The sequence below is a fragment of the Mycobacterium sp. E2699 genome, assembly GCF_001666745.1.
GTDB lineage: Bacteria > Actinomycetota > Actinomycetes > Mycobacteriales > Mycobacteriaceae > Mycobacterium.
On record NZ_LZJH01000108.1, the window covers coordinates 17,120 to 40,695 of the forward strand.

20 protein-coding genes are annotated in these 23,576 nt (G+C 68.9%); 8 read left to right on the forward strand and 12 right to left on the reverse strand.

What is annotated here, in order from left to right:
• Window positions 1-3: 3 nt before the first annotated feature.
• Both A5696_RS19705 and A5696_RS19710 read right to left on the reverse strand, forming a co-directional pair.
• Window positions 4-978: an MBL fold metallo-hydrolase gene (locus A5696_RS19705; protein ID WP_067882691.1), complete on the reverse strand. Its 975-nt coding sequence runs from the start codon at window positions 976-978 to the stop codon at window positions 4-6.
• Window positions 975-1,421 (reverse strand): PPOX class F420-dependent oxidoreductase, encoded by a 447-nt coding sequence (locus A5696_RS19710; protein ID WP_067882692.1) that lies wholly within the window; start codon window positions 1,419-1,421, stop codon window positions 975-977. The genes A5696_RS19705 and A5696_RS19710 overlap by 4 nt, the downstream gene beginning before the upstream one ends.
• Before the next feature lie 59 nt (window positions 1,422-1,480).
• Between A5696_RS19710 and A5696_RS19715 the strand changes: the two genes are divergently transcribed.
• The 6 genes from A5696_RS19715 to ilvA all read left to right on the forward strand — a co-directional run bounded on the left by A5696_RS19715 (window position 1,481) and on the right by ilvA (window position 7,980).
• Entirely contained in the window at window positions 1,481-1,870 is a 390-nt protein-coding gene (locus tag A5696_RS19715; protein WP_067882693.1) for a MerR family transcriptional regulator, read from the forward strand.
• Between the two features lie 14 nt (window positions 1,871-1,884).
• Window positions 1,885-2,361 (forward strand): VOC family protein, encoded by a 477-nt coding sequence (locus A5696_RS19720; RefSeq protein ID WP_067882694.1) that lies wholly within the window; start codon window positions 1,885-1,887, stop codon window positions 2,359-2,361.
• Window positions 2,362-2,447: 86 nt separating this feature from the next.
• Window positions 2,448-4,274 (forward strand): fatty acid--CoA ligase FadD11, encoded by a 1,827-nt coding sequence (gene fadD11 / locus A5696_RS19725; protein ID WP_067882695.1) that lies wholly within the window; start codon window positions 2,448-2,450, stop codon window positions 4,272-4,274.
• Complete coding sequence (locus A5696_RS19730) at window positions 4,271-6,217, forward strand: lysophospholipid acyltransferase (RefSeq protein WP_067882696.1); 1,947 nt, start codon at window positions 4,271-4,273, stop codon at window positions 6,215-6,217. Before fadD11 ends, A5696_RS19730 begins: the two co-directional genes overlap by 4 nt.
• 10 nt (window positions 6,218-6,227) lie before the next feature.
• Entirely contained in the window at window positions 6,228-6,665 is a 438-nt protein-coding gene (locus A5696_RS19735; protein ID WP_067882746.1) for a nitroreductase family deazaflavin-dependent oxidoreductase, read from the forward strand.
• A gap of 34 nt (window positions 6,666-6,699) precedes the next feature.
• A complete protein-coding gene (ilvA, locus tag A5696_RS19740) occupies window positions 6,700-7,980 on the forward strand; it encodes a threonine ammonia-lyase (protein ID WP_067882697.1) in 1,281 nt (426 codons plus the stop codon).
• Between the two features lie 78 nt (window positions 7,981-8,058).
• Here ilvA and A5696_RS19745 read toward each other — a convergent pair whose 3' ends face one another.
• The gene (locus A5696_RS19745) at window positions 8,059-8,709 is read right to left on the reverse strand and encodes a pyridoxamine 5'-phosphate oxidase family protein (protein ID WP_067882698.1); all 651 of its coding nucleotides are present in this window, start codon (window positions 8,707-8,709) and stop codon (window positions 8,059-8,061) included.
• A 181-nt stretch (window positions 8,710-8,890) separates the two neighbouring features.
• On the opposite strand from A5696_RS19745, the gene A5696_RS19750 reads away from it, so the two are divergent.
• On the forward strand, window positions 8,891-9,646 hold the full coding sequence (locus tag A5696_RS19750) for a DUF4239 domain-containing protein (protein ID WP_067882699.1): 756 nt from the start codon (window positions 8,891-8,893) through the stop codon (window positions 9,644-9,646).
• A gap of 9 nt (window positions 9,647-9,655) precedes the next feature.
• Here A5696_RS19750 and A5696_RS19755 read toward each other — a convergent pair whose 3' ends face one another.
• The 3 genes from A5696_RS19755 to A5696_RS28045 all read right to left on the reverse strand — a co-directional run bounded on the left by A5696_RS19755 (window position 9,656) and on the right by A5696_RS28045 (window position 12,209).
• Window positions 9,656-11,125: a PecA family PE domain-processing aspartic protease gene (locus tag A5696_RS19755; RefSeq protein ID WP_067882700.1), complete on the reverse strand. Its 1,470-nt coding sequence runs from the start codon at window positions 11,123-11,125 to the stop codon at window positions 9,656-9,658.
• Between the two features lie 239 nt (window positions 11,126-11,364).
• Window positions 11,365-11,970, reverse strand: a complete 606-nt coding sequence (locus A5696_RS19760) for a mismatch-specific DNA-glycosylase (protein ID WP_082969065.1) — start codon at window positions 11,968-11,970, stop codon at window positions 11,365-11,367.
• 83 nt (window positions 11,971-12,053) lie between these two features.
• Window positions 12,054-12,209, reverse strand: a complete 156-nt coding sequence (locus tag A5696_RS28045) for a DUF6131 family protein (protein ID WP_169716619.1) — start codon at window positions 12,207-12,209, stop codon at window positions 12,054-12,056.
• A gap of 92 nt (window positions 12,210-12,301) precedes the next feature.
• Between A5696_RS28045 and A5696_RS19765 the strand changes: the two genes are divergently transcribed.
• On the forward strand, window positions 12,302-12,973 hold the full coding sequence (locus tag A5696_RS19765) for a response regulator transcription factor (RefSeq protein ID WP_067882701.1): 672 nt from the start codon (window positions 12,302-12,304) through the stop codon (window positions 12,971-12,973).
• Window positions 12,974-12,979: 6 nt separating this feature from the next.
• On the opposite strand, the gene A5696_RS19770 is transcribed toward A5696_RS19765, so the two are convergent.
• From A5696_RS19770 to ripD, 6 genes are all read right to left on the reverse strand, one after another.
• Window positions 12,980-13,882: a class I SAM-dependent methyltransferase gene (locus tag A5696_RS19770; RefSeq protein ID WP_067882702.1), complete on the reverse strand. Its 903-nt coding sequence runs from the start codon at window positions 13,880-13,882 to the stop codon at window positions 12,980-12,982.
• A 170-nt stretch (window positions 13,883-14,052) separates the two neighbouring features.
• The gene (treZ, locus tag A5696_RS19775) at window positions 14,053-15,786 is read right to left on the reverse strand and encodes a malto-oligosyltrehalose trehalohydrolase (RefSeq protein ID WP_067882703.1); all 1,734 of its coding nucleotides are present in this window, start codon (window positions 15,784-15,786) and stop codon (window positions 14,053-14,055) included.
• Window positions 15,779-18,079 carry a malto-oligosyltrehalose synthase gene (gene treY, locus A5696_RS19780; RefSeq protein ID WP_067882704.1) on the reverse strand — a complete coding sequence of 767 codons (2,301 nt, stop codon included), beginning with the start codon at window positions 18,077-18,079 and terminating at the stop codon, window positions 15,779-15,781. The genes treZ and treY overlap by 8 nt, the downstream gene beginning before the upstream one ends.
• 3 nt (window positions 18,080-18,082) lie before the next feature.
• Window positions 18,083-20,293 carry a glycogen debranching protein GlgX gene (glgX, locus tag A5696_RS19785; RefSeq protein ID WP_067882705.1) on the reverse strand — a complete coding sequence of 737 codons (2,211 nt, stop codon included), beginning with the start codon at window positions 20,291-20,293 and terminating at the stop codon, window positions 18,083-18,085.
• Window positions 20,294-20,330: 37 nt separating this feature from the next.
• Window positions 20,331-22,475 carry an acyltransferase family protein gene (locus tag A5696_RS19790; RefSeq protein ID WP_067882706.1) on the reverse strand — a complete coding sequence of 715 codons (2,145 nt, stop codon included), beginning with the start codon at window positions 22,473-22,475 and terminating at the stop codon, window positions 20,331-20,333.
• A 91-nt stretch (window positions 22,476-22,566) separates the two neighbouring features.
• The gene (gene ripD / locus A5696_RS19795; protein WP_067882707.1) at window positions 22,567-23,331 is read right to left on the reverse strand and encodes an NlpC/P60 family peptidoglycan-binding protein RipD; all 765 of its coding nucleotides are present in this window, start codon (window positions 23,329-23,331) and stop codon (window positions 22,567-22,569) included.
• Window positions 23,332-23,576 lie beyond the last annotated feature (245 nt).

Consider the following 23,576-nt stretch of genomic DNA (forward strand, 5'->3'; position numbering starts at 1 on the left):
CGGTCAGCCGCACAGTCGCGGTGCGGTCGCCGCCAACTGGAGCGCGGCCCGATGGTCGTGGGTGGGGACGACCGTCACCGCGTGCCGCGCCAGGTGCAATCGGTGCAGTGTCCTGAACGCTTCGTCCCGGTCCTCGTCCACCAAAGCCCCGGGGTAGCTTGACTTTTGCCGGATCTTTTCGATTTGCAGCGCGTGCCAGGCCGCGTCGCCGGCGATCAGGAGCCGGCCCCTCGACGTGTGCAGCAGCACGCCGACGCTGCCGGGCGTGTGCCCGGCCAGGTCCAGCAGGATGACGGAGCCGTCGCCGAAGAGGTCGTGGCTCCTGGTGAAGGTCAGCACCGGCGGGCCGTCCAGGTCGTATTCGACGACGGGCCGGCCGCGCAGCGAATCGCGAACGCCGCCGACCGGCGCGACTGCCCCGGACCCGATCCACTCGTTCTCGGTGCGGTGCAGGCGAACCGGAAGTTCGGGCAGGTCCAGCAGCCCGGACACGTGATCCCAGTGCGCGTGGGTGGGCAGCGCGAAATCCAACCGCGGCGGCTCGGGCAGCCGGGCCAGTGCCGTGATCGTCGGGATGGTCTCGGCGGGCGGGCGGACCGCGGGGCGCAGCACCGCGGGCAGCTGGGCGATCGCGCGCTCCTCGACGCCGGTACACACCGCGGGATCGACGATGAACGTGGCCTCCGGATGCGTGACCACGAACGACGTCAGCGAGTTCTCGATGCGCGCGGGCGCGAACGCGCCCTCGACGATCGCGGCGGTCGGCACCGGGCGCGGCACCTGGGGCAGCGCCGTCACCGCGACGGTGCGGCCGGAATCGGGCAATCCGGCGTCGACGATGGTGCGGAGGAACCGTCGATCGGGCCGCCTCGGCAGCACCAGGCCCCGGACGAGTCCCGCTGCGGCGGTGCAGCATTGGCGGAGGGAGGGCGAGCGGACGGGATCGGGCTTCGGATCGGGCTTCGTGGTCCGGGTCATGGCAGGTCCACCCGCACGATCACGCTGTCGGACCAGACGTGACGGTCGCGCGCGCGCCGCAGCTTCTCGCGGACGCACAGGTCCCGGTGGACATTGGTCACGCCCGGGACCTTGATCAGGGGCACGACGTTCCACTGCCAGCCGTAGCGCCGGTGCAGCACGCGGTTGGCCCGCTCGGCGTCGGCGCCGGACAGGATCGTGGCCCGGCCCGCCACGGTCGCGGCCCCCGCGCGAACCCGGCCCCGATAGTCACAGGCGGCGAGCTCGACGTCGCGGCGCATGACCAGCCGCTTGGTCTTCGGGCCGACCTTGGTCCGGAACAGCAACGCGTCGCCGTCCAGGCCGAACCAGATCGGCGTGTCGACGGGGGTGCCGTCGCGGCGGAAGGAGCGGAGTCGGGCGTATCGCGCGCGGCTCAGTTCGTCCAGAGGGTGATTGTGCATGGACAGAGTCAACGCCTTAGAGTTAGCTCTAAGTCAAGCATCGAATCCTGGGAGGCCCCATGGCTGCGCGGCTGACGATCGGGGAGGTGGCGCGCCAGGCCGGGGTCGCGGCCACGACACTGCGCTACTACGAACAGATCGGGCTGGTGTCCCCGCCGGCGCGCCTCGGCGGCCAGCGCCGCTACGACGATTCGGTGCTCGCCCGGCTGGAGGTCATCCGGCTGTGCAAATCCGCCGGCTTCGCGCTGGAGGAGATCCAGGTGCTGTTCGCCGACGACGCGCCGGGGCGGCCCACCAGTCGCGCCCTGGCCGAGGCCAAACTCGCCGAGATCGACGCCCAGATGGAGGCGCTGGCCCGGGCGCGGGCCGTCATCGAGTGGGGGATGCGCTGCACGTGTCCCTCGATTGACGCCTGCACGTGTGGGATTCATGCCGCGGTGCCCGCCTGACCGAAGGAGCAGCAATGGCCCAGCCGGATTCGATTGCGGTGCAGAACTTTTCGCACGTCTGCATCGGCGTCTCCGACATCGAGGCGTCGCGCGCGTTCTACACCGGGGTGCTGGGCATGGACGTCGTGTTCGACGTCGAGCTCGAAGGTGCCGGCCTGCGGTCCGTGACCGGCGGGGCGGCGCGACAGGGCCGCATGATCGGCGGGCTGATCGGCGCGGCGATGGTGGAGCTGCTGTCGCTGGGCGCGGTGCCCGAATGCCCGAGCGGGCCGCACCTGGGCTACACCAACATCTCGTTCCGGGTCGACGATCTCGACGCCACCTACGACACCGTTCGGCGCCATCACCCCGACGTCCGGGCCGACCCGCCGGTCGACATCGGCGGGGTGCGGATGTTTTTCATCTACGACCCCGACGGCACCCCCATCGAACTTCTGGAGTTGCCCGGCGGCGCGTCCACCACCGTGCAGCTCTGGCGCCCCCAGGGCTGAACGAGCCGGGTGATGTGTTCCGCGCCCCCGGTCACGGACGTACGCTCACGAGGGGCAATGCTGACCCGGCGTCGAGGAGGACGTAAATGACGACACCCGACCGTCCGGCCACCTTGTGCGAGGCGTTCCAGCGCACGGCGGCGATCGAGCCGGACGCCGTCGCGCTCCGTACTCCCGGCGGCACCCAGACGGTGACGTGGCGAGAGCTCGCCGAGCAGGTGCGCAAGGCCGCCGCGGGCCTCGCGGGGCTAGGCGTGGGGCGGGGCGACACGGTGTCGCTGATGATGGCCAACCGGATCGAGTTCTACCCGTTCGAGATCGGCGCCCAACACCTCGGCGCCACTTCGTTTTCGGTCTACAACACCCTGCCCGCCGAGCAGCTGACCTACCTCTTCGACAACGCCGGCACCAAGGTGGCGATCTGCGAGGAGCAGTACGTGGACCGCATCCGCGCCAGCGGTGCGCCGATCGAGCACATCGTCTGCATCGACGGCTCGCCGCCCGGAACCATCTCGGTGGACGACCTGTACGCCGCCGCGCCAGCCGATTTCGACTTCGAGTCCACGTGGCGGGCGGTGCGGCCCGACGACGTCGTCACGCTCATCTACACCTCTGGGACCACCGGCAACCCCAAGGGGGTGGAGATGACGCATGCCAACCTGCTGTTCGAGGCGTTCGCCCTCGACGCCGTCCTACCGATGCAGTTCGGTGACCGCGTGACGTCCTTCCTGCCGACGGCACACATCGCCGACCGGGTGATGGGCTTGTACGGCCTGGAGGTGTTCGGCACCCAGGTCACGGTCGTCTCCGACGCGCGTGCCATCGCCGCCGCGCTGCCGGACGTGCGGCCCACGGTGTGGGGTGCGGTGCCTCGGGTGTGGGAGAAGCTCAAGGCCGCAATCGAATTCGCCGTCGGCCACGAGCCGGACGAGGTCAAGCGGCAGGCGTTGCAGTGGGCGATGTCGGTGGCCGGCAAGAAAGCCGCCGCCCTGGTGGCCGGTGAGCCGATGCCCGACGACCTGGCCGCCGAATGGGCGCAGGCCGACGAGTTGGTGTTGTCCAAGCTGCGCGAGCGGCTGGGGTTCGGCGAACTGCGCTGGGCGGTGTCCGGTGCGGCCCCGATCCCCCGGGAGACGCTGGCGTTTTTCCTCGGGATCGGCATTCCGATCGCCGAGGTGTGGGGGATGTCGGAGCTGAGTTGCGTGGCCAGCGTGAGCCATCCCCGCGACGCGCGGCTGGGCACCGTCGGGAAATTGCTGCCCGGGTTGGAGGGCAAGGTCGCCGAGGACGGCGAGTTCCTGGTGCGCGGTCCGCTGGTGATGAAGGGCTACCGCAGGGAACCGGCCAAGACCGCGGAGGCGATCGATGCCGACGGCTGGTTGCACACCGGCGACACCCTCGAGGTCGACGCCGACGGCTACCTGAAGGTGGTCGACCGCAAGAAGGAGCTGATCATCAACGCGGCCGGAAAGAACATGTCGCCCGCCAACATCGAGAACACCATCCTGGCCGCCTGCCCGATGGTCGGCGTCATGATGACGATCGGCGACGGGCGGCCGTACAACGCGGCGCTGATGGTCTTCGACGCCGAATCGGTCGGCCCGTACGCGGCCCAGCACGGCCTGTCCGAGGCGTCCCCCGCGGCGCTGGCGAACCACCCCGAGGTGATCGCCAAGATCGCCGCCGGGGTTGCCGAGGGCAACGCGAAACTGTCGCGGGTGGAACAGATCAAGCGGTTCCGGGTGCTACCGACGGTATGGGAACCCGGTGGGGACGAGATCACGCTGACGATGAAGCTGAAGCGCAAGCCGATCATGGCGAAGTACGCCGGCGAGATCGAGGAACTCTATTCCGGCGATCGCCATCCCGAGGTGCACGAGCCGTCCGCGGCCGCAACGGTGCAGCCGGCATGAGCGGGGGACCGGGGGGAGCGGCGCGCGAAATCGGTCGCGCCGGAGTGCGAAAGTTGCTGCAGCGCACGGGAATCGTCGACGAAGCCAGGACGCCGTTGCCGACCGACCCGGACGAGGTCGTCGAGCTCTTGGCGGCTCCGTGGTACGACGAGCGGCTGGCCACGTTGGCCCACGAGCTCGGCCGCGACCCCGACGACGTGCGCGCCGAGGCCGCGGGCTACCTGCGGGAGATGGCGCCGTCGCTCGACGAGCGGGCGGTCAAGGCGTGGCGCAGCTTTTCGTGTTGGCTGATGCGGGCCTACGACATCCTCGTCGACGAGGACCAGATCGCCCAGCTGCGTCGGCTGGATCGCAAAGCCACGCTGGCGTTTGCCTTCTCACACCGCTCCTACCTGGACGGGCTGCTGCTGCCCGAGGCCATTCAGGCCAATCGGCTCTCGCCGGCGCTCACGTTCGGCGGCGCCAACCTGAACTTCTTCCCGATGGGCGCCTGGGCCAAGCGCACCGGGACCATCTTCATCCGGCGCCAGACCAAGGACATTCCCGTCTACCGCTTCGTGCTGCGCGCCTACGCCGCCCAGCTGGTGCAAAACCACGCCAACCTCACCTGGTCGATCGAGGGAGGCCGGACCCGCACCGGCAAGCTGCGCCCCCCGGTGTACGGGATCCTGCGCTACATCAGCGACGCGGTCGACGAAATCGACGGTCCCGAGGTCTATTTGGTGCCGACCTCCATCGTGTACGACCAGCTGCACGAGGTGGAGGCGATGACCACCGAGGCCTACGGCGCCGCCAAGCGGCCCGAGGACTTCCGGTTCCTGATCCGGCTGGCGCGACAACAGGGCGAGCGGCTGGGCCGCGCCTACCTGGACTTCGGCGAACCGCTGCCGCTGCGCAAGCGCCTCGAGGAACTGCGCACCTCGGATACATCGGCGCCCGGAACCGGCACCGAGATCGAACGCATCGCGCTGGACGTCGAGCACCGGATCAACCGCGCAACGCCCGTCACCCCGACCGCGGTGGTGAGCCTCGCGCTGCTGGGCGCCGACCGCTCGCTCTCGATCAGCGAGGTGCTGGCCACGGTGCGTCCGCTGGCGAGCTACATCGCGGCGCGCAACTGGACCGTGGCCGGCGCCGCCGACCTGACGAACCGCTCGACGATCCGCTGGACGCTGCATCAGCTCGTCGCGTCGGGCGTGGTCAACGTCTATGACGCCGGCACCGAACCGGTTTGGGGGATCGGCGTCGACCAGCACCTGGTCGCGGCGTTCTACCGCAACACCGCGATCCACATCCTGGTGGATCGCGCCATCGCCGAGACCGCGCTGCTGGCCGCCATCGAAGACGCCGAAAATTCCGTGGACCGCCTGGTGTTACCGACGACCGTGCGCGACGAGGCGCTGAGCCTGCGCGAGCTGCTGAAGTTCGAGTTCTTGTTCTCGGCGCGCGCGCAGTTCGAGAAGGAACTCGCCGACGAGGTGCGCCTGATCGGGCGGGTGGAAGACACCACCCGGGCCGTCCCGGCGGCCGATGTGCGCGGGCTGCTGGAAAAGACCGACCTGCTGCTGGCGCACCTCGTGTTGCGGCCGTTCCTGGACGCCTACCACGTCGTCGCCGACCGGCTGGCCGCCCTCGAGGACGAATCGTTCGACGAGGACGAGTTTCTCGCCGAGTGCCTCGAGGTGGGCAAGCAATGGGAGCTGCAGCGCCGGATCGCCAACGCCGAGTCGAGGTCGTTGGAACTGTTCAAAACCGCGCTGCGCCTGGCGCGGCACCGCGAGCTGGTGGACGCGTTCGAGCGTCCGGACGTCGCCCAGCGGCGACGCGACTTTGCCGACGAGATCGCCACCGCCATCAGGCGCGTCAACACCATCGCGGAGCTCGCCCGGCGGGTCGTGCTGTCCAGCTGCGACCCGTCCGCGGCCCGCCGCGGCACGCCTTAAGGTGGGAAGCATGCCGCTGACAGGTGAATACGCGCCCAGCCCCTGGGAATTTTCCCGCGAACAGGCCGACAAGTACGCCGAGTCCGGGGGAACCGAGGCCGCCGACATGAAGGGGAAGCCCATCATCGTGCTGACCACCGTCGGCGCCAAGACCGGAAAGCTCCGCAAAACCCCGCTCATGCGCGTCGAGCACAACGGCGAATACGCGATCGTCGCGTCGCTCGGCGGCGCCCCGAAGCACCCGGTCTGGTACCACAACGTCAAGAAGAACCCGCGCGTCGAGCTGCAGGACGGGAGCGTCACCCGCGAATACGATGCCCGCGAGGTGTTCGGCGACGAGAAGGCCGCCTGGTGGGAGCGCGCCGTCGAGGCCTTTCCCGACTACGCCGACTACCAGACGAAGACCGACCGTCAGATCCCGGTGTTCGTCCTGACGCCGGTCGGCTGACTTTTCCAGCCGGCCGGCATGGGACCATTGATCGGTGTCCGCTGAACTGAGCCAGAGCCCGAGCCGGTCGCCGCTGTCCGCGGCCGACATCGAAGCCGCGGCGCAGCGGATCGCCCCGGTGGTCGCGCCCACCCCGCTGCAGCCGAGCGATCGGCTGTCGGCGATCACCGGCGCGCAGGTCTACCTCAAGCGCGAAGACCTGCAGGTGGTGCGCTCCTACAAGCTGCGCGGCGCCTACAACCTGCTGGTGCAGCTGTCCGGCGACGAGCTGGCCGCCGGCGTGGTGTGCTCGTCGGCCGGCAACCACGCGCAGGGCTTCGCGTTCGCCTGCCGGGCGCTGGGAGTGCACGGCCGGGTCTACGTGCCGGCCAAGACGCCCAAGCAGAAGCGCGACCGGATCCGCTACCACGGCGGGGAGTTCATCGAGCTGATCGTGGGAGGGTCGACCTACGACCTCGCCGCCGAGGCCGCGCTCGCCGACGTCGAACGCACCGGCGCCACGCTGGTCCCGCCGTACGACGACCTGCGCACCATGGCCGGCCAGGGCACCATCGCCGTCGAGCTGCTCGACCAGCTCGAGGCCGAGCCGGACCTGGTCGTCGTCCCGGTGGGCGGCGGCGGTTGCATCGCCGGCATCACCACCTACCTGGCCGAGCGCACGACCGGCACCGCCGTGCTGGGCATCGAGCCGGCCGGCGCGGCGGCGATGATGGCGGCGCTGGCGGCCGGCGAGCCGGTCACGCTGGACTACGTCGACCAGTTCGTCGACGGCGCCGCAGTGCGCCGGGCGGGAACCCTGACCTACGCCGCGCTCGCCGCCGCCGGCGACATGGTGTCGATCACCACGGTCGACGAGGGGGCGGTGTGCACCGCGATGCTCGACCTGTACCAGAACGAGGGCATCATCGCCGAGCCGGCGGGGGCGCTGTCGGTCGCGGGCCTGCTGGAGGCCAACGTCGAGCCCGGATCGACCGTGGTGTGCCTGATCTCGGGCGGGAACAACGACGTGTCGCGCTACGGCGAGGTGCTGGAGCGCTCGCTCGTGCACCTCGGGCTCAAGCACTACTTCCTGGTGGACTTCCCGCAGGAGCCGGGCGCGCTGCGCCGCTTCCTCGACGAGGTGCTCGGGCCCAACGACGACATCACCCTGTTCGAGTACGTCAAGCGCAACAACCGCGAGACCGGCGAGGCGCTGGTCGGCATCGAGCTGGGCTCGGCGGCGGGCCTGGACGGGCTGATGGCGCGGATGCGGGCGACGGAGATCCACGTCGAGGCCCTCGAGCCGGGTTCGCCGGCCTACCGCTACCTGCTCTAGGCGCGGCGTTTGGCCCGCGAGGGTGCGCAGTTGTACAGGTTTTACGGCGTGTCGCCGTACCGACACGCACGCTCGCGGCTACTGCAGGTAGGCGGGCAGCGGGGTGGCGGACTCCAGGTCGTCGGCCGGCACCGGCGTCCCGGCCGTCAGGCTCAGTGGCACCACGCCGGCCCAGTGCGGCAATGCGGTGTCCTCCGGATCGTCGACGGGGCCGCCGGTGCGCAGCTTGGCCGAGGCCTCGACGAGGTCGACGGCGAGCACCCCGGTCGCGGCCAGTTCGCGGGCGTCGGGCGCCCGGCAGTCGTCGGCTCGGCCGGGCCTGATGTGGTCGAGCAGGCCACGCAGCGCGGTGAGCTTCTCGGCGGGATCGTCGACCACGCGCGCGTCGCCCAGCACGACCACCGAGCGGAAGTTCACCGAGTGATGCATGGCCGAGCGGGCCAGCACCAGCCCGTCGACGAGGGTCGCGGTGACGCAGACCGACAGGCCCTCCGGCGCGGCCCGGGCGGCAAGCATCGGGCCGCCCCCGGTCGATCCGTGCAGATAGAGTGTCTCGCCGAGGCGGACGTGCGTGGTGGGCAACACGACGGGTCGGCCGTCGCTCAGGTAGCCCAGGTGGCAGATCAGGGCCTCGTCCAGGATGCCGTGCACCGTGTCGCGGTCGTAGCGCGCACGCTCCCGGTAGCGGGTCGGCGTCGTGCGATGTGTGGGTTGGTATCCGGTGTCCACTCGATTGCCTCTAGCCGGTTGGTGTCGGGGCGGGGTCACCGCGATCACTCCGGATTTTACAACTGAGACCGCTCACCACGAGCCGAGCGGGGGCCGGCATACGGGGAGAGCGTTAGGCTGCCCGTGGCCAGAACACTCATCCATCTCGACGCGCGAACGCCTTCACACGACGGGGAAATCCATGAGCGGATTTAATCCTTGGCTCCTGCTGTGTTCGATCGTCGCCGTCGCAATTGCCCTGGCGCTCAGCTGCGGGTCGATAACGGACCGCCTCATGCCGGGAATCGGCGCGGAACACAACTCGACGATCTCGCCGTATCTCTCGGTCATCGGGCTTGTGTACGGCGCTTTGCTCGGCTTCACCGTCGTGGTTTCCTGGCAGCAGTACTCCGCCGCCAGGGCCGTCGTCGTCGCCGAAGCAACTTCGCTCACCACGCTCTACCGGCAGACCGCCGCCATGCCCGAGCCGCAGCAGCGGCAGCTGAGGGCGTTGCTGCGCACCTACACGACGGACGAAGGCGCGGAGTGGGACCAGCAGCCCCGCAACGCCGCCCACACCACGCTCGTCCAGATATACCGCGTGGTGGGCGATCAGCCACCGGGCGTCGCGTCGAACCCCGTCAACGGCGCATTTCTCAGCGAGCTGACCGAGCTGGCATCGCACCGCACCATGCGCCGCATCGAAACCCAGCCCCACATACCGGCGCCGCTATGGGCAGGATTGATCGCGGGCGCGATCGTCCTCACCACCCTGACCGCGATTCTGCGCATCGGCAGCAGGGCCGCTCACGCGGCCCTGATGAGTACCATCGCGACCCTGCTCGGCCTGCTGCTCTGGATCGTCTTCACCCTCGACCACCCGTCCGGTGGCGACGTCACGTCCGCGTCGTTTCGACACGCGCTCAAGGTGTTCGACGTCATCGACCACGCCACCTGATCGATGAGATCAGAAATCGAAGATCGTCGTTCCGACACCGTTGGGGCTGTTGGAGATGTAGATCGGGCCCAAGGAGAACGGATAATTGCCGCTGTTGAACGAGCTGGTGGGCTCCCCGACTTCGGGGGTGTAGGCCCCACCAACCGTTTCCGTGTACAGCTCCTGACCGGTGCTGGTGTAGACCGTGAGGGTGGTTCCCGCCGGCAGGGTGTCGCCGGCCTGGAGGTTCGGCACCAAAGATTGCGGGACGGAGCCGCCCTTGCCGCCGGAGTCGATGAACGAGAGGGACATCGCTTGCGGTTGCCCGTTGCCGATTTGTACCTGGAGGCCGGCGGTCCCCGGCGCTCCGGAAAGCGTAACGACGGGCGGCAGCGGGTTGGCGCCGAACTCCACCAGGCCTGCCGGTTGGTTGATGAGCTCGCCCTGACTGAGGTTGCCCGGCAGCGCCTCGGTGACAGGTTGGGGGAAGGGAAAGCCATTGTTCGGCCCGACGCCCAGCACGCCAGGCAGGGACGAGAGCGGGAGGGATGTCGTCATGCCGTTCGTCGTCTGGGTGGCGGAAGTCATCACGCCGATGGTGATCGGCGAGGTCGCGATGCCATTGCCGAAGTCCACCGTTGCTTGATATTTGTTGAAGTAGACCGTCTTGAAGTCAGTGTGGTTGTCGCCGTATGTCATGTAACCTGGCGGCCCCGTGATCGGGCCGAGTTTCGATAAGTCGACGTCTTGAGGCGGTAGCAGCAGACCGGTCGATCCGGCATCGAACACCACCGGCGCCGTCGGTCCACCGTTGACGGAGACATTCACCAGCGGGCGCCCCAGTGAATCTACCTGCAGCACAATATCGTTCGGCGGTAACGGGGTGCTTGCACCGCCAGTGCCGGGGGTGCCCGACAGCCACCCGCCGCGTCCTCCCGCCCCGCCCACCCCGCCGGGTCCGCTGGTGCCGCCGTTGCCGCCGTTGCCGACCAGACCCGCGGGGCCGCCGGCACCGCCGGCCGCGCCGCCGAAGGTGCTGTTGCCGCCGTTGCCGCCGTTGCCGGACAACCACCCGCCGGGGCCGCCGGGCGTCCCCACACCGTTCGAGTTGGTGTACCCGTTTGCGCCGTTGCCGGTCAGCGGACGCCCGGTGAGCGCCTGGCTGGTTCCGTTGAGCGCGTTGAGAAGATCTTGCTCGATGGTCTGCAACGACGAGGCGTTCGCGGCCTCCGCGCCGCCATACGACTCCGCGGCCCCGGTCAACGCCTGGACAAACTTCTGGTTAATATCCGCCGCCCGCGCGCTGAGGGCCTGAAACCACTGTCCATGCGCGGAAAATCGCGCCGCGATCGCCGCCGACACCTCGTCCTCGGCCGCGGCCACCACGCCCGTCGTGCGTGCCGCCGCGGCCGCGTTCGCCGCGCCCACCGCCGAACCCACCTGGTCCACATCGGCTGCGGCCAGCGCCAACTCCGCCGGCGCCACGATCGCTAACGACATCAGACCTCCCAACCGTCATGACCTTCGTCATGCCGATTCGGGAGCCCCTCGTCACATCGACGAATCGGCAAGGCCAACTCTAGCCGGGTCACGGCCACACGGCCAATAGGTTTTCGCCTCTGCCACAAGGGCTTCGACAGCATCGTGCGACTCGCCGATCTGGGACCGGCGGGTGACCGCTCGTCAAACGCCGAGTAACCGCTCGACGAACTCGCGGTACTGCATCGGCGCCGCGCTGGCTACCGGCCGTCCAAGCGGGTAGGGATGCCGGCGGCGCGGGCGACTTCGCCGTAGACGGCGGCGAGGCCGGACAACGAAGCGTGGGCGTTGCGGCCGCTCGGGTTGGGAACCACCCACAGCTCCGTTGCGGGATAGGGCGATACCTGTTTGCCCGAGTTTGCCCGGCGCTCGCCGAAGGCGTCGCGAAAGGCGGTGATCCCCAGGACGGCCACCACCTTCGGCGAGTACTTCCGGACCGTCCGGTCCAGCTTCCGTCGGCCCTCGACCAATTCGGCGACCGTGAGTTCGTCGGCACCCGCGCTCGCCCGCTCGACCAGGTTTGTGATGCCGATTCCACGACGCAGCAGGTAATCCCGGTCGGCCGGAACAAAGCCGGACGAGGCGTCGATCAGATGATCGGTGATGCCGGCGCGGTAGAGCGCCGGCCAGAACCGATTGCCGCGGGGAGCGAAATGCGCCTGCACCGCAACGGTTCTCAGCCCGGGATTGATCCCCACGAACAGCAGCCTGACCCCATCGGATATCAAATCCGGCAGCGTGTTGCCGGCGAAACGTTTCAGCCCGTCGCGGGTGAATCGAACTTCGTCCGGTGCGGCGTTGTCCACAACGCAGTATTGCAAATGCGCGTCACCGCTACCGATTGAGCGGGCCCGAGATCGATCCGCTCAATCGGTGATCGCCGACGCGATCAGTACCAGTGCCTGCGGCCCGCGACGGCGCGCCCGGTGGAGCCGAGGATCCACAGGATGGCACCGATGACTAGCAGGATGATCCCGATGGTCCACAGGATGGAGATCTTGAGCAGGAATCCCGCGACCAGCAGGATGATGCCGAGAATGATCATGATGAGCCTCCCTATCAGTGCTGACTGACCTACCAAGTCGAACACCCTTAAGGGGGGTAGCAATACACCCCTAGGTAGGTAATCTGGCCGACATGCCGCCGCCAACTTCTCGCGCGCCGATCACGGTCGCGCTGGTCGACGACTACGACGTCGTCGTGAAGGGTGTGGCCAACATGCTCGATCCCTACCGCGACCGCATCGTGATCGCGGAACTCGACTCCACAATGCCCGTCGAGGACACCGTCGACATCGTCCTGTACGACTCGTTCGCGCAACCCGAATCCGACCATGAGGAGATCGCGGTCTTGGTTGCCAATCCCCGAGCGCACCGAGTTGTGGTCTATACCTGGAACTTTCATCCCGACCTCGTCGACAGCGCGCGGCGCCAGGGCGCTCACGGGTACCTGTCCAAGACCTTGCCCGCGCGCGAGCTGGTCGCCGCGCTGGAGGCCGTGCACTCGGGGCAGCAGGTCATCAGTGACGTCGCCGCCCGCGCCCGCAGCGCGCCCGGACTGGACTGGCCCGGACGCGGCGAGGGGCTCAGCGACCGCGAGGCCGAGATCCTGGCGTTGATCACCCAGGGCAAGAGCAACGCCGACGTGGCGCGGCTGACGTACCTGAGCCCCAACACGGTGAAGTCCTACATCCGCACGATCTATCGCAAGCTGGGCGTCGCCAGCCGCACCCAGGCCGTGTTGTGGGGCGTGAACCACGGGTTCACTCCGGACCATCACCGCATCGAACACTGGCGCGGCGGGCCCTAGCCGGCCTTAGTCCAGGGTCGCCGTCAGGTAGCCGGAGTCGCCACCGAAGGCGGCCAGCTCGTCGTCGGGCAACTGGAATCCGTTGGCGGCGTAGGCCTGCTCGGTGGTGCGGATGTCCACCCGCCAGCCGTGCCCGATGAGGTACTCGGCGGCGGTGTTGCGCTCGCCGGTGTAGAACAACTCGGCGAGGTTGATGTTGGAGCCGATGCGGCGGGACCGCTCGGTCAGCCGTTGCGCCCAGTCCGACGGGACGTTGCGCAGGTCCAGGTGTTCGGTCGCGATCCTGCTGCCGGGCGCCGAGAGTGCGGCGATGTTGTCGAACAGGCGGTCCTGCGCCTCGGGCGGCAGATACGGGAGGAGGCCCTCGGCGCTCCACGCCGTCGGTTGTCCGGTGTCGAACCCGGCCGCCACCAACGCCGATTGCCAGTCGTCGCGCAGGTCGATCGCGACCGTTCGGCGCTGCGCGGTCGGCTCCGCGCCCAGGCCCGCCAGCGTCCGCGTCTTGAAGTCGATGACCGCCGGTTGATCGATCTCGTACACCACCGTGCCGGCCGGCCACGCCAGCCGGTAGGCCCGCGTGTCCAGCCCGGACGCCACGATGACGGCCTGCCTGATGCCCGAGCCGGTCGCCTGCGTGAAGAAATCGTCGAAGAAGCGGGTGCGCACGGTGATCTGCTCGTTCATGGTCCGGCGGTTCAGCACCGGATCGTCGTCGCCGGGCCCGATCTCGCCGTCGATCAGCTTGACGAACGTGTCGATGCCCACCGCCCGCACGAGCGGATCCGCCCAGGGGTCGTCAAGCAGGGGATCGGGGCCCTGGGAGGCCATCGCGCGCGACGAGGCGACGGCCGTGGCGGTCGCGCCGACGCTGGACGCCAGGTCCCAGGTGTCGTTCTCGGTGCGGGTCATCCGCGAGTTCCTTTCGACGCAACGGTGTACTAGTTAGCGCATTTAAGTGATGGCTCCACTGTACGCGCGCCCTCGGCCGGGCCCCTCTCGAACGGGCCCCTCTCGAACGGCGCCCTCTCGAACGGCGAGCAGACGCAAAAGCCCCCGAAATAGGCGGTTTTTGGGGGCTTTTATGTCTGCTCGCGCACCGAGAGGACGGCGAACGAATGCCCTTCCAGCACGGTGCTGTCGGCCGCGACCTTCGGCTCCCCCCAGGCGACGACGACGTCGCCCGCGACGGGCACCGTCACCGGCTCCGCCGCCAGGTTGCACGCGATCCGCAACGCCCCGCGGTGCAGGACGATCCAGCGCTGCTCTTCGTCGTAGTCGACGGCGAGGTGCTCCAGCCACGGGTCGGCCAGGTCGGCGTCGTTGTGCCGCAGGGCGATCAGCTCCCGATACACGCGCAGCAGTCGGGCGTGCTCGCCGGAGTCGACCTCGTCCCAGTTCAGTTTGGACCGCAGAAACGTCTGTGCATCCTGGGGATCGGGGATCTCGTCGGCGTCCCAGCCGTGTTCGGCGAATTCTGCCTTGCGCCCCTCCGCGGTGGCCCGCGCCAGCTCCGGTTCGGGATGCGAGCTGAAGAATTGGAACGGGGTCGACGCGCCCCACTCCTCGCCCATGAAAAGCATTGCGGTGTAGGGCGACCCGAGCGCGAGGGCGGCCTTGACCGCGAGCTGGCCGCCGGTCAGGTTCTGCGACGGCCGATCCCCGAGCGCCCGGTTGCCCACCTGGTCGTGAGTGCAGGTGTAGGCGACCAGCCGGGTGGCCGGAATCGTCGACACGTCCAGCGGTCGCCCGTGGCGGCGGCGCCGGAACGACGAATAGGTGGCGGCGTGAAGGTAGCCGCGCCGCAGCGTCTGCGCCAGCGCCGACAGCGAGCCGAAGTCGGCGTAGTAGCCCTGGCGTTCGCCGGACACCGCGGTGTGGATGGAGTGGTGGATGTCGTCCGACCACTGCGCGGTCAGCCCGTAACCGTTGCGCTCGCGCGCGGTGATCAGCCGCGGGTCGTTGAGGTCGCTCTCGGCGACCAGCGACAGCGGGCGGCCGAGGCGGCTTGCGAGCGAGTCGGTTTCACCGGCGAGTTCCTCGAGGACGTGGATGGCCGTGGTGTCCACCAGCGCGTGCACGGCGTCCAGCCGCAGGCCGTCGGCGTGGAAGTCGCGCATCCAGCGCAGCGCGCAGCCGATGATGTAGCGCCGCACCTCGTCGGAGTCGGCGTCGGCGATGTTGATGCCCTCGCCCCAGGGGTTGCTCGCCGACGACAGGTAGGGACCGAACCGCGGCAGGTAGTTGCCCGACGGCCCGAGGTGGTTGAACACCGCGTCGATCAACACGCCCAGGCCGCGCGCGTGGCAGGCGTCGACGAGCCGGACCAGGCCGTCGGGGCCGCCGTAGGGTTCGTGCACGCTGAACCACAGCACTCCGTCGTAGCCCCAGCCGTGCGTGCCGGCGAAGGAATTGACCGGCATCAGCTCGACGAAGTCGACGCCGAGGTCAACCAGGTAGTCCAGCTTCTCGATGGTGGCATCGAAAGTGCCTGCGGGCGTGAAGGTTCCGACGTGCAACTCGTAGATCACCGCGCCCTCCACCGACCGGCCCGGCCAGCCGCCGTCGGTCCAGCTCGCGGCGGCAGGATCCCACAGCTGCGAGCGGGCGTGCACGCCGTCGGGCTGGCGGGGCGAGCGGGGGTCGGGCAGCACGGTGGGATCGTCGTCGAGCAGGTAGCCGTACCGGGCGTCCGGGGCGGTCTCGACGTCGGTGTGCCACCAGCCGTCGTCGGAGCGGGTCATCGGGTGCACGGTGCCGTTGACGTCGAGCCGCACCCGCGCGGGCTTGGGCGCCCACACCCGGAACTCAGTCATGCCGGCGTTCCAGCAGCACCACGGGCAGGTCCGAGAACAGCTGGGCGGCCGACGTCGCCCCGCTGGCCACGGCGCCGTTGAGCGCGTCGGTCCAGGTGCCCTCGGGCAGCGGCAGCACGGTGTTGCCCCAACCCCGTTCGGCCAGCCGCACGGTCCAGCGGGTCACCGCGACCAGGACGTCGTCGCCGCGGCGAAACGCCACGACGTGGTCACCGGCCTCGCCGTCGGCGAGCACCGGAATGTGGTCGCCGCGCAGGAACGTCTCGGGCCGGGACCGCCGCACCCGCAGCGCCGTGGTGACGACGCGGATCTTGGGATGGTGCAAATCCTTCAGCGCGGCCCGGCGGGCGGCGTAGTCGACGGCGCGGCGGTTGTCGGGGTCGACGAGGCTGTCGTCCCACAGCTCGGTGCCCTGATAGATGTCCGGGATGCCCGGCACCGTCAGCGCGAGCAGCTTCTGGCCCAGCGCGTCGCTCGCCGCGTGGGAATTGAGTTGGCCCACCAGCTCGGTCAGCTGGCCGGCCACCGGGCCGTCCAGCACGTTGTCCAGCCAGCGGTGCACGGCGTCCTCGAAGGCGGCGTCGGGGTCGTTCCACGAGGTGTGCCAGGCCGCCTCGCGGATGGCCTTCTCGGCGTACGCGTGCAGCCGCCCCCGCAGCTCGTCGGTGATCTGGCCGCTCACCGGCCAGACGCCGAAGATGTTCTGCCACAGGAACTGTCCGGTTGCGGGATCGGGCGAGGGGGCCGCGACCTCCCAGCGGGCGAGGAACTCGGTCCACAGCGACGGCACCTGCGACAGCACGCCGATCCGGGCCCGCACGTCCTCGCCGCGTTTGGTGTCGTGGGTGGTCAGCGCCGTCATCGTGTGCGGCCACAACCCGGCACGAGTGGCGGCACTGTGGTGAAATTCGGCCAGGCCGACGCCGAAACGATGCGGCTCGCCGCCCACCTCGTTGAGCGACACCAGGCGGGCGTCACGGTAGAACAGGCAGTCCTCGACGGCCTTGGCCGTGACCGCGCCGCAGAGCTGTTGCAGCCGGGTGGCCGGTTCGCCGCCGCGGGCCAGTGCGGCCGCGAGCACCTGCAGCGCGGGCCCCAATTCCGGTGACTCCGCTTGTGTTTCGGCCATAGCGGTGGGCAGCAGCGCGACCAGGCCCGGGTAGTCGCTGCGGTACACGCCGATGTGGGTGAGCAGGGCGGTGACCGCCTCGGGCAGCAGCGGGTGATCGGTGCCGGCGGCGGCCGCGATTGATCGGCGCAGCCTGGCCAGCTCGCTGGCCAGCGTCACCGTGGCGGTGCGGGTCTTGAGCTCGGCGAGCAACTGCGGCATGGCGCCGTAGTCGAGCCCCGCCGAGTCGACGAGCTCGGTCAGGGCCTCCTCGCCGGCCGGGTCGACGAAAACGCCGCCGACCTGGCGGAGCACGTCGTAGCCGGTGGTGCCGCCCACCGGCAGCGTCGGTTCGAGCGCCTCGTCGACGGCCAGGATCTTCTCGATGACGATCCAGGCTTCCGGCCCGACCAACTCCCGCAAGCGGGTCAAATAGCCGCAGGGATCGGACAATCCGTCGGGGTGGTCGATGCGCACGCCGTCGACGAGCCCCTCGGCGAACCAGCGCGCGACCTCGGCGTGGCTGGCGACGAACACCGCGGGATCTTCCTGCCGCAGGCCGGCCAGCGAGGTGATCGAGAAGAAGCGCCGATAGCCGCATACCCCGTTTCGCCAGCCCACCATCCGGTAGTGCTGACGGTCGTGCACTTCCGGGCCGGTGCCCTCGCCGGTGCCGGGCGCGACGGGCAGCGCCAGGTCACCCAGTCGCAGCAGGTCCCCGTCGACCTTCAGGTCGGCCGCGTCGTCGTCAGAACCCAAGATCGGCAACACGATTCGGCCGTCCTCGTCGAGGTCCCAGTCGATGTCGAAGAACGACGCGTACCGCGAGCCCCGGCCGTGCCTCAGCACGTCCCACCACCACGCGTTCTGCCGCGGGTCGTCGATGCCGACGTGGTTGGGGACGATGTCGATGATCAGGCCCATGCCGCGCTCGCGGGCCGCCGCGGACAACCGCGCCAGACCGTCGGGGCCGCCCAGCTCTTCCGAGACCGTGGTGGGGTCGGTGACGTCGTAGCCGTGATTGGACCCGCGCGCCGCCGTCAGGACCGGGGACAGGTACAGGTGGCTCACCCCGAGGTCGTCGAGGTAGTCGAGCAGGTTTTCGGCGTCGGCGAAGGTGAACGCGAATCCGCTGGACTCACCACGCAGCTGGAGCCGGTAGGTGGAGAGGACTGGTAAGGCCATGCGTCACAAGGTCTTACGAAGTACCAGCAGCGCGCGCGAGGGCAGCGAGACCTTCTCCTCGGCCTTCACCACCGCCTCGGCGTCACCGACGGGGTCAATGGTGTCGAGCTCCACGGTCCACTCCTGGGCATAGTCGGCTTTGGGCATCACAAACTGGATCGGCTCTTCGCCGGCGTTGAAGCACAACAGGAATGAGTCGTCGACGACCCGCTCCCCGCGGGCGTTCGGCGCGGTGATGGCGTCGCCGTTGAGAAACACCGCCACGCACTTGTGGATGCTTTCACCCCAGTCCTCATGCGTCATCTCGCGGCTACTGGGGTTCAGCCAGGCGATGTCGCGGACCTCGTCGCCGCTGCGGATCGGTTCGCCCTCGAAGAAGCGGCGTCGGCGAAACACCGGGTGGTTCTTGCGCAGGGCGGTCACCTTTCGCGCGAACGCCAGCAGGTCCGCGTTCTTGTCGACCAAAGACCAGTCCATCCAGGACAATTCGGAGTCCTGGCAGTAGACGTTGTTGTTGCCGTTCTGGGTGCGCCCGAACTCGTCGCCGTGGGCGATCATCGGCGTGCCCTGGCTGAGCATCAGGGTGGCCCAGAAGTTGCGCATCTGGCGCCGACGCAGTTCCAGGATCTCGGGGTCGTCGGTCGGCCCCTCGACGCCGCAGTTCCACGACCGGTTGTGGCTTTCCCCGTCCCGGTTGTCCTCGCCGTTGGCCAGGTTGTGTTTCTCGTTGTACGAGACCAGGTCGCCCAGCGTGAACCCGTCGTGGGCGGTGACGAAGTTGATGCTGGCGCTGGGTCGCCGGCCCGTCGCCTCATAAAGGTCCGACGACCCGGTCAGCCGGGACGCGAACTCGCCCAGGGTTGCGGGCTCCCCCCGCCAGTAGTCACGCACAGTATCGCGATACTTCCCGTTCCACTCGGTCCACAAACCCGGGAAATTTCCGACCTGGTAGCCGCCCTCGCCGACGTCCCACGGCTCGGCGATCAATTTCACCTGGCTGATCACCGGATCCTGCTGCACCAGATCGAAGAACGCGCTCAGCCGGTCGACGTCGTGCAGCTCGCGGGCCAGCGTTGCCGCCAGGTCGAAGCGGAACCCGTCCACATGCATCTCGATCACCCAGTAGCGCAGCGAGTCCATGATCAGCTGCAGCACGTGGGGATGGCGGGCGTTGAGGCTGTTGCCGGTGCCGGTGTAATCCTTGTACAGGCGCAGATCGTCGTCGACGAGCCGGTAGTAGGCGGCGTTGTCGATGCCGCGGAAGTTGATCGTCGGGCCGAGGTGGTTGCCCTCGGCGGTGTGGTTGTAGACCACGTCGAGGATGACCTCGATGCCGGCCTCGTGAAAGGTGCGGACCATCCATTTGAACTCGGCGACGCTGGAATTGCGGTTGGCCGCGTACTGGTTGTGCGGCGCGAAGAAGCCAAAGGTGTTGTAGCCCCAGTAGTTTCGCAGCCCCAGGTCCAGCAGGCGCGAGTCGTGCAGGAACTGGTGGACGGGCATGAGCTCGATGGCGGTGACGTTGAGCGACTTGAGGTGGTCGATGATCAGCGGGTGGGCCAGCCCGGCGTAGGTGCCCCGCAGCTCCTCGGGGATGCCGGGGTGGGTCTGCGTCATGCCCTTGACGTGCGCCTCGTAGATGACGGTCTCGTGGTACGGGGTGAGCGGTGCGCGGTCGGACCCCCAGTCGAAGAACGGGTTGCTCACCACGCTGGTCATGGTGTGCCCGAGCGAGTCCACCATCGGGGGAATGCCCGGGTCGGCCCCGTCGGCGTTGGGGCCGTCCGGATCGACCGCAGTCAGGTCGTAGGAATACAGCGCCTGGCCGAAGGTGAAGTCGCCGTGGAACGCCTTGCCATACGGATCCAGCAGCAGCTTGCTCGGATCGCACCGGTGACCCGCCGCGGGGTCGAAGGGGCCGTGCACCCGAAAGCCGTAGCGCTGACCCGGGGTGATGTTCGGCAGGTACGCGTGCCAGACGTAGCTGTCCACCTCGTCAAGCGGGATCCGCGATTCGCTGCCGTTGTCGTCGATCAGGCACAGTTCGACACGTTCGGCGATCTCGGAGAACACCGAAAAGTTGGTTCCCGCGCCGTCGTAGGAGGCGCCGAGCGGATAAGGGGTGCCCGGCCACACGGTCGCGAGCCTGGGCTGGGGCCTGTTGGCGTCGTGCGCCGCCGTGCCAGTTCGCGAGCCTGGATTGTTCGTCGGCATCACATGACCTTATCCGCGCGTCCGGCGTGGCGACCGGTTACCACCAACCGGTGCTGAGCCCGATCTGGCGGCCCAGTTCTGCCGTCATGGTCCGCACGTAGGTGGGCGACAGGTGGTGGGCGCCGTGGTAGATCAGGACGTTTCCCTCGACCGGCCGGCAGACGTCGGCGCGGCAGATCGCGTCCGACATGTCGAGCACCTTGAGCAGCGGGAACTGGGCGACGAAGTCGAGGGTCTGGTTGCGATCGGACAGCACGTCGGAGCGTTTGACCGCGCAGGTCTGCGGGGTGCCGCCCTTCTTGGCCAGGCAGTCAGCGGGGTCGAAAGGCTTGCCGTCTTTGACCAGCCAGGGCGTGTCGCGCATACCGAGGATCGGAATGTTGTTGTCGGACAACGTTTGCCAGATCCCGATGTAGGTCGCCGGCATCACGTCGCCGGCCTTGATGTTCCAGGGGCGGGTCGTGGTGGTGAACACGTAGTCGGGCCGGTCGTCGACCAGCTTGTTCATCGTCCGCTGCACCCATTCACGGCACTGCATGTACGGGGCGTTGTTGCCCATGATCAGCGGCACTTCCTCGGTGGACAGCGGGCAGCCCATCTTGAGATAGGTGACCACTTTGAAGTGATGCATGTGGCCGAGCAGGTCGAGCGCGGGCAGCCAGTGCTCCGCGTGCGACCCGCCGGCCAGGGCGATGGTGCGAGTCGCGGCCACATCGCCGTAGGCGCAGTTGACGACGGTCGGGTTGACGAAGTCGCTGATGCAGCCGTCCCGGGTCGAGACCGGAAGGTCGTCCTTGATCTCCAGGACGGTGGGCCGCATCGGCAGCGCCGGCACCCGCGCGTGTTCGGTCAGGGCGCGCGCGCCGGGGTAGTCCTGCGGGTTGAGCACGCTGAGTTCCTTGCCCGCCGCCCGCAGGACCGTGACGTGCTGACGCCAGCTGAACGACGTCGCGGTGAGCGTGACGCCGAGCAGCACCACCAGCGATCCCAGCGCCATCGTCGGGCGGCGCAGGCGCACCCACAGGGGGATGGTCGCCGGCGAGGCGGCGGCCGGTGCCCGGTACCGCAGCGGGTCCTCGACGAGCCGCGTGGTCAGGTAGGCCAGCACTCCGGATACCAGCAGCACCACAGTGCCGTCGACGAAGCCGGCGTGCCGGTGGCCGCTGTAGGACAGCCAGAAGATGAGCAGCGGCCAGTGCCACAGGTACAGCGAGTAGGCCATCGCGCCCAGCGCCACCAGAGGGCCGGCCGCCAGCATCCGGTTGGGCAGCGGCATGCGATCGTCGGCGCCGGCCCGCAGGTTGGCCCCGGCAAGGATCATCAGCATGGTGGCCCCGACGGGGACCAGCGCCCAGGGGCCCGGGAATTCCTTGACGCCGTCGATCAGGGCCCCGCACGAGACGATCGCGGCCAGCGCGACCGTCGCGGCGACGGTGCGCAGCCACATCGGCCACCGCACGTGAGGCACGAGGGCGCCGACGAGCGCGCCGATGAGAAGCTCCCAGGCCCGGGCGAAGCTGTCGTAATAAGCGATCGCCTGGTTGTCCCGGTGCGCGACGATCGCGTAGACGAACGAAGCCACCGTGAGCGCGCTGAGCAGGACGAGGAAGAGGGTCCGCAGCCTGGTGCCCAACCTGCGCCCGAACAGGTAGGCGCAGCCTGCGACCAGCAACAGGAAGGCGATGTAGAACTGCCCCTGCACCGACATGGACCAGATGTGCTGCAGGGGAGTGACCGCTTCGCCGGCCCGCAGGTAGTCGGACTCGGTGTTGGCCAGCTCCCAGTTCTGGTAATAGCCCAGGCTGGCCAGGCTCTGATCGGCGAACGTTTCCCAGCGGGTCTCCGGTTGCACCAGGACGGTCAGGAGGCCGCAGCCGGCCAAGACCACGACCAGGGCGGGAAGCAGGCGGCGCACCAACCGCACCACCTCGGCGACCGGTGACAGCGAGAGGTCCGGGTTGAGTGCGGCGCGCAGGATCTTCCCACCGAAGAAGAACCCGGACAGCGCCAGGAACACGTCCACCCCGCCGGAAACGCGGCCGAACCAGATGTGGAACATGGCGACGAGCGCGATGGCGACGCCGCGCAACCCGTCGAGGTCGTAGCGGTAGAAGTCCCCGGCGCGCGCCGGCGCCGGTTCCGCGGCGGCAACCGGTGGGCGGCTCGGTGACAGGGTCGGCATGGTTGACCGCCAATTTACCGAAAACCGCCACCCGCTCCCGACGGGAGCGAGTGGCGGGTGTCCGGCGCGTCAGGGAGTGCCGCGCGCGGGTTTACCGCGTGATGCCGTACGGGGCCGGCTGCGCCGGCGCCTGCTGCGTCGGCGGCTGCAGCAGGGGGAGTTGCTGCAGCGGCGCCTGCTGCGTCGGAACCTGCTGGGCCGGGGCCTGCTGAACCGGGGCCTGCTGGACGGGCGCCTGCTGCAGCGGGGCCTGTTGCGTCGGCACTTGCTGCAGCGGGGCTTGCTGCGCCGGCGCCTGCTGGACCGGGGCCTGCTGGGCGGGGAGCTGCTGCGCCGGCGCCTGCTGGAACGGCGTCTGCTGGGTCCCCAGGACACGGACCAGGTAGGGCGTCATGCCGTTGGCGCGCACCGGCGACACCTGGACGACGTCACCCACCTCCAGCATCTGGTTGTTGCCGAGGTACATCGCGACGCTCTGCGTGCCACCAGGTCCGTAGAAGATCAGGTCGCCGCGTTGTGCTTGCTGGGGCAGGACCTTCTGCCCGAGCCGGTACATCTCGCCGGAGGAGCGCGGCAGCTTGATGCCCGCGCCGGCGTAGGCGTACTGCATCAGGCCCGAGGCGTCAAAACCGACGGTCATGGCGCCGGTGCCCTTGCCGCGGGTTGGGCCGGTGACACCGCCGCCGGCCCAGGAGAACGGCACGCCGCGCTGCGAAAGGCCGCGCATGACGACGACGTCGGTGGCCTGTTGGTAGTCCATCGATCGGGTGCCCGGGTCGGCGGCCGCGATGCTGGCGGTGACCACCGGGGCCACCAGCATCGCGACACCGATCGCGAAAGCGTAGATGCGTTTCATTGGGATCCCACCTTCTTGGGTCCTGGGCCTCCGTCGCGGTGACTTCGCGCGTCGGCCGCTAGTGCAGGCGGCTTCGAGGTTGAGGGCCTTCCCCCCTCAGGGCCCGACGCCGCTGCATGACGCTTGGCATGAAGCCGGTCGGCTCAGCCGTCCAGATTCACACCAGTCACTACAGACACTTCTACAACACAATTCGCGGGCGGAAAATACCTGGTGAGGTCCACAGGGGATTTTTTGTCGGAACG

Excerpts from the sequence above, each read along its gene's own strand:
- A5696_RS19790 (WP_067882706.1), bottom strand. The coding sequence starts at position 22,475 with ATGCCGACCCTGTCACCGAGCCGCCCACCGGTTGCCGCCGCGGAACCG.
- A5696_RS28045 (WP_169716619.1), bottom strand. The coding sequence starts at position 12,209 with ATGATCATTCTCGGCATCATCCTGCTGGTCGCGGGATTCCTGCTCAAG.
- A5696_RS19735 (WP_067882746.1), top strand. The coding sequence starts at position 6,228 with ATGCCGCTGACAGGTGAATACGCGCCCAGCCCCTGGGAATTTTCCCGC.
- fadD11 (WP_067882695.1), top strand. The coding sequence starts at position 2,448 with ATGACGACACCCGACCGTCCGGCCACCTTGTGCGAGGCGTTCCAGCGC.
- A5696_RS19705 (WP_067882691.1), bottom strand. The coding sequence starts at position 978 with ATGACCCGGACCACGAAGCCCGATCCGAAGCCCGATCCCGTCCGCTCG.
- A5696_RS19715 (WP_067882693.1), top strand. The coding sequence starts at position 1,481 with ATGGCTGCGCGGCTGACGATCGGGGAGGTGGCGCGCCAGGCCGGGGTC.
- A5696_RS19770 (WP_067882702.1), bottom strand. The coding sequence starts at position 13,882 with ATGACCCGCACCGAGAACGACACCTGGGACCTGGCGTCCAGCGTCGGC.
- A5696_RS19750 (WP_067882699.1), top strand. The coding sequence starts at position 8,891 with ATGAGCGGATTTAATCCTTGGCTCCTGCTGTGTTCGATCGTCGCCGTC.
- A5696_RS19710 (WP_067882692.1), bottom strand. The coding sequence starts at position 1,421 with ATGCACAATCACCCTCTGGACGAACTGAGCCGCGCGCGATACGCCCGA.
- A5696_RS19730 (WP_067882696.1), top strand. The coding sequence starts at position 4,271 with ATGAGCGGGGGACCGGGGGGAGCGGCGCGCGAAATCGGTCGCGCCGGA.
- A5696_RS19720 (WP_067882694.1), top strand. The coding sequence starts at position 1,885 with ATGGCCCAGCCGGATTCGATTGCGGTGCAGAACTTTTCGCACGTCTGC.
- treZ (WP_067882703.1), bottom strand. The coding sequence starts at position 15,786 with ATGACTGAGTTCCGGGTGTGGGCGCCCAAGCCCGCGCGGGTGCGGCTC.
- A5696_RS19755 (WP_067882700.1), bottom strand. The coding sequence starts at position 11,125 with ATGTCGTTAGCGATCGTGGCGCCGGCGGAGTTGGCGCTGGCCGCAGCC.
- treY (WP_067882704.1), bottom strand. The coding sequence starts at position 18,079 with ATGGCCTTACCAGTCCTCTCCACCTACCGGCTCCAGCTGCGTGGTGAG.
- ripD (WP_067882707.1), bottom strand. The coding sequence starts at position 23,331 with ATGAAACGCATCTACGCTTTCGCGATCGGTGTCGCGATGCTGGTGGCC.
- A5696_RS19765 (WP_067882701.1), top strand. The coding sequence starts at position 12,302 with ATGCCGCCGCCAACTTCTCGCGCGCCGATCACGGTCGCGCTGGTCGAC.
- glgX (WP_067882705.1), bottom strand. The coding sequence starts at position 20,293 with ATGCCGACGAACAATCCAGGCTCGCGAACTGGCACGGCGGCGCACGAC.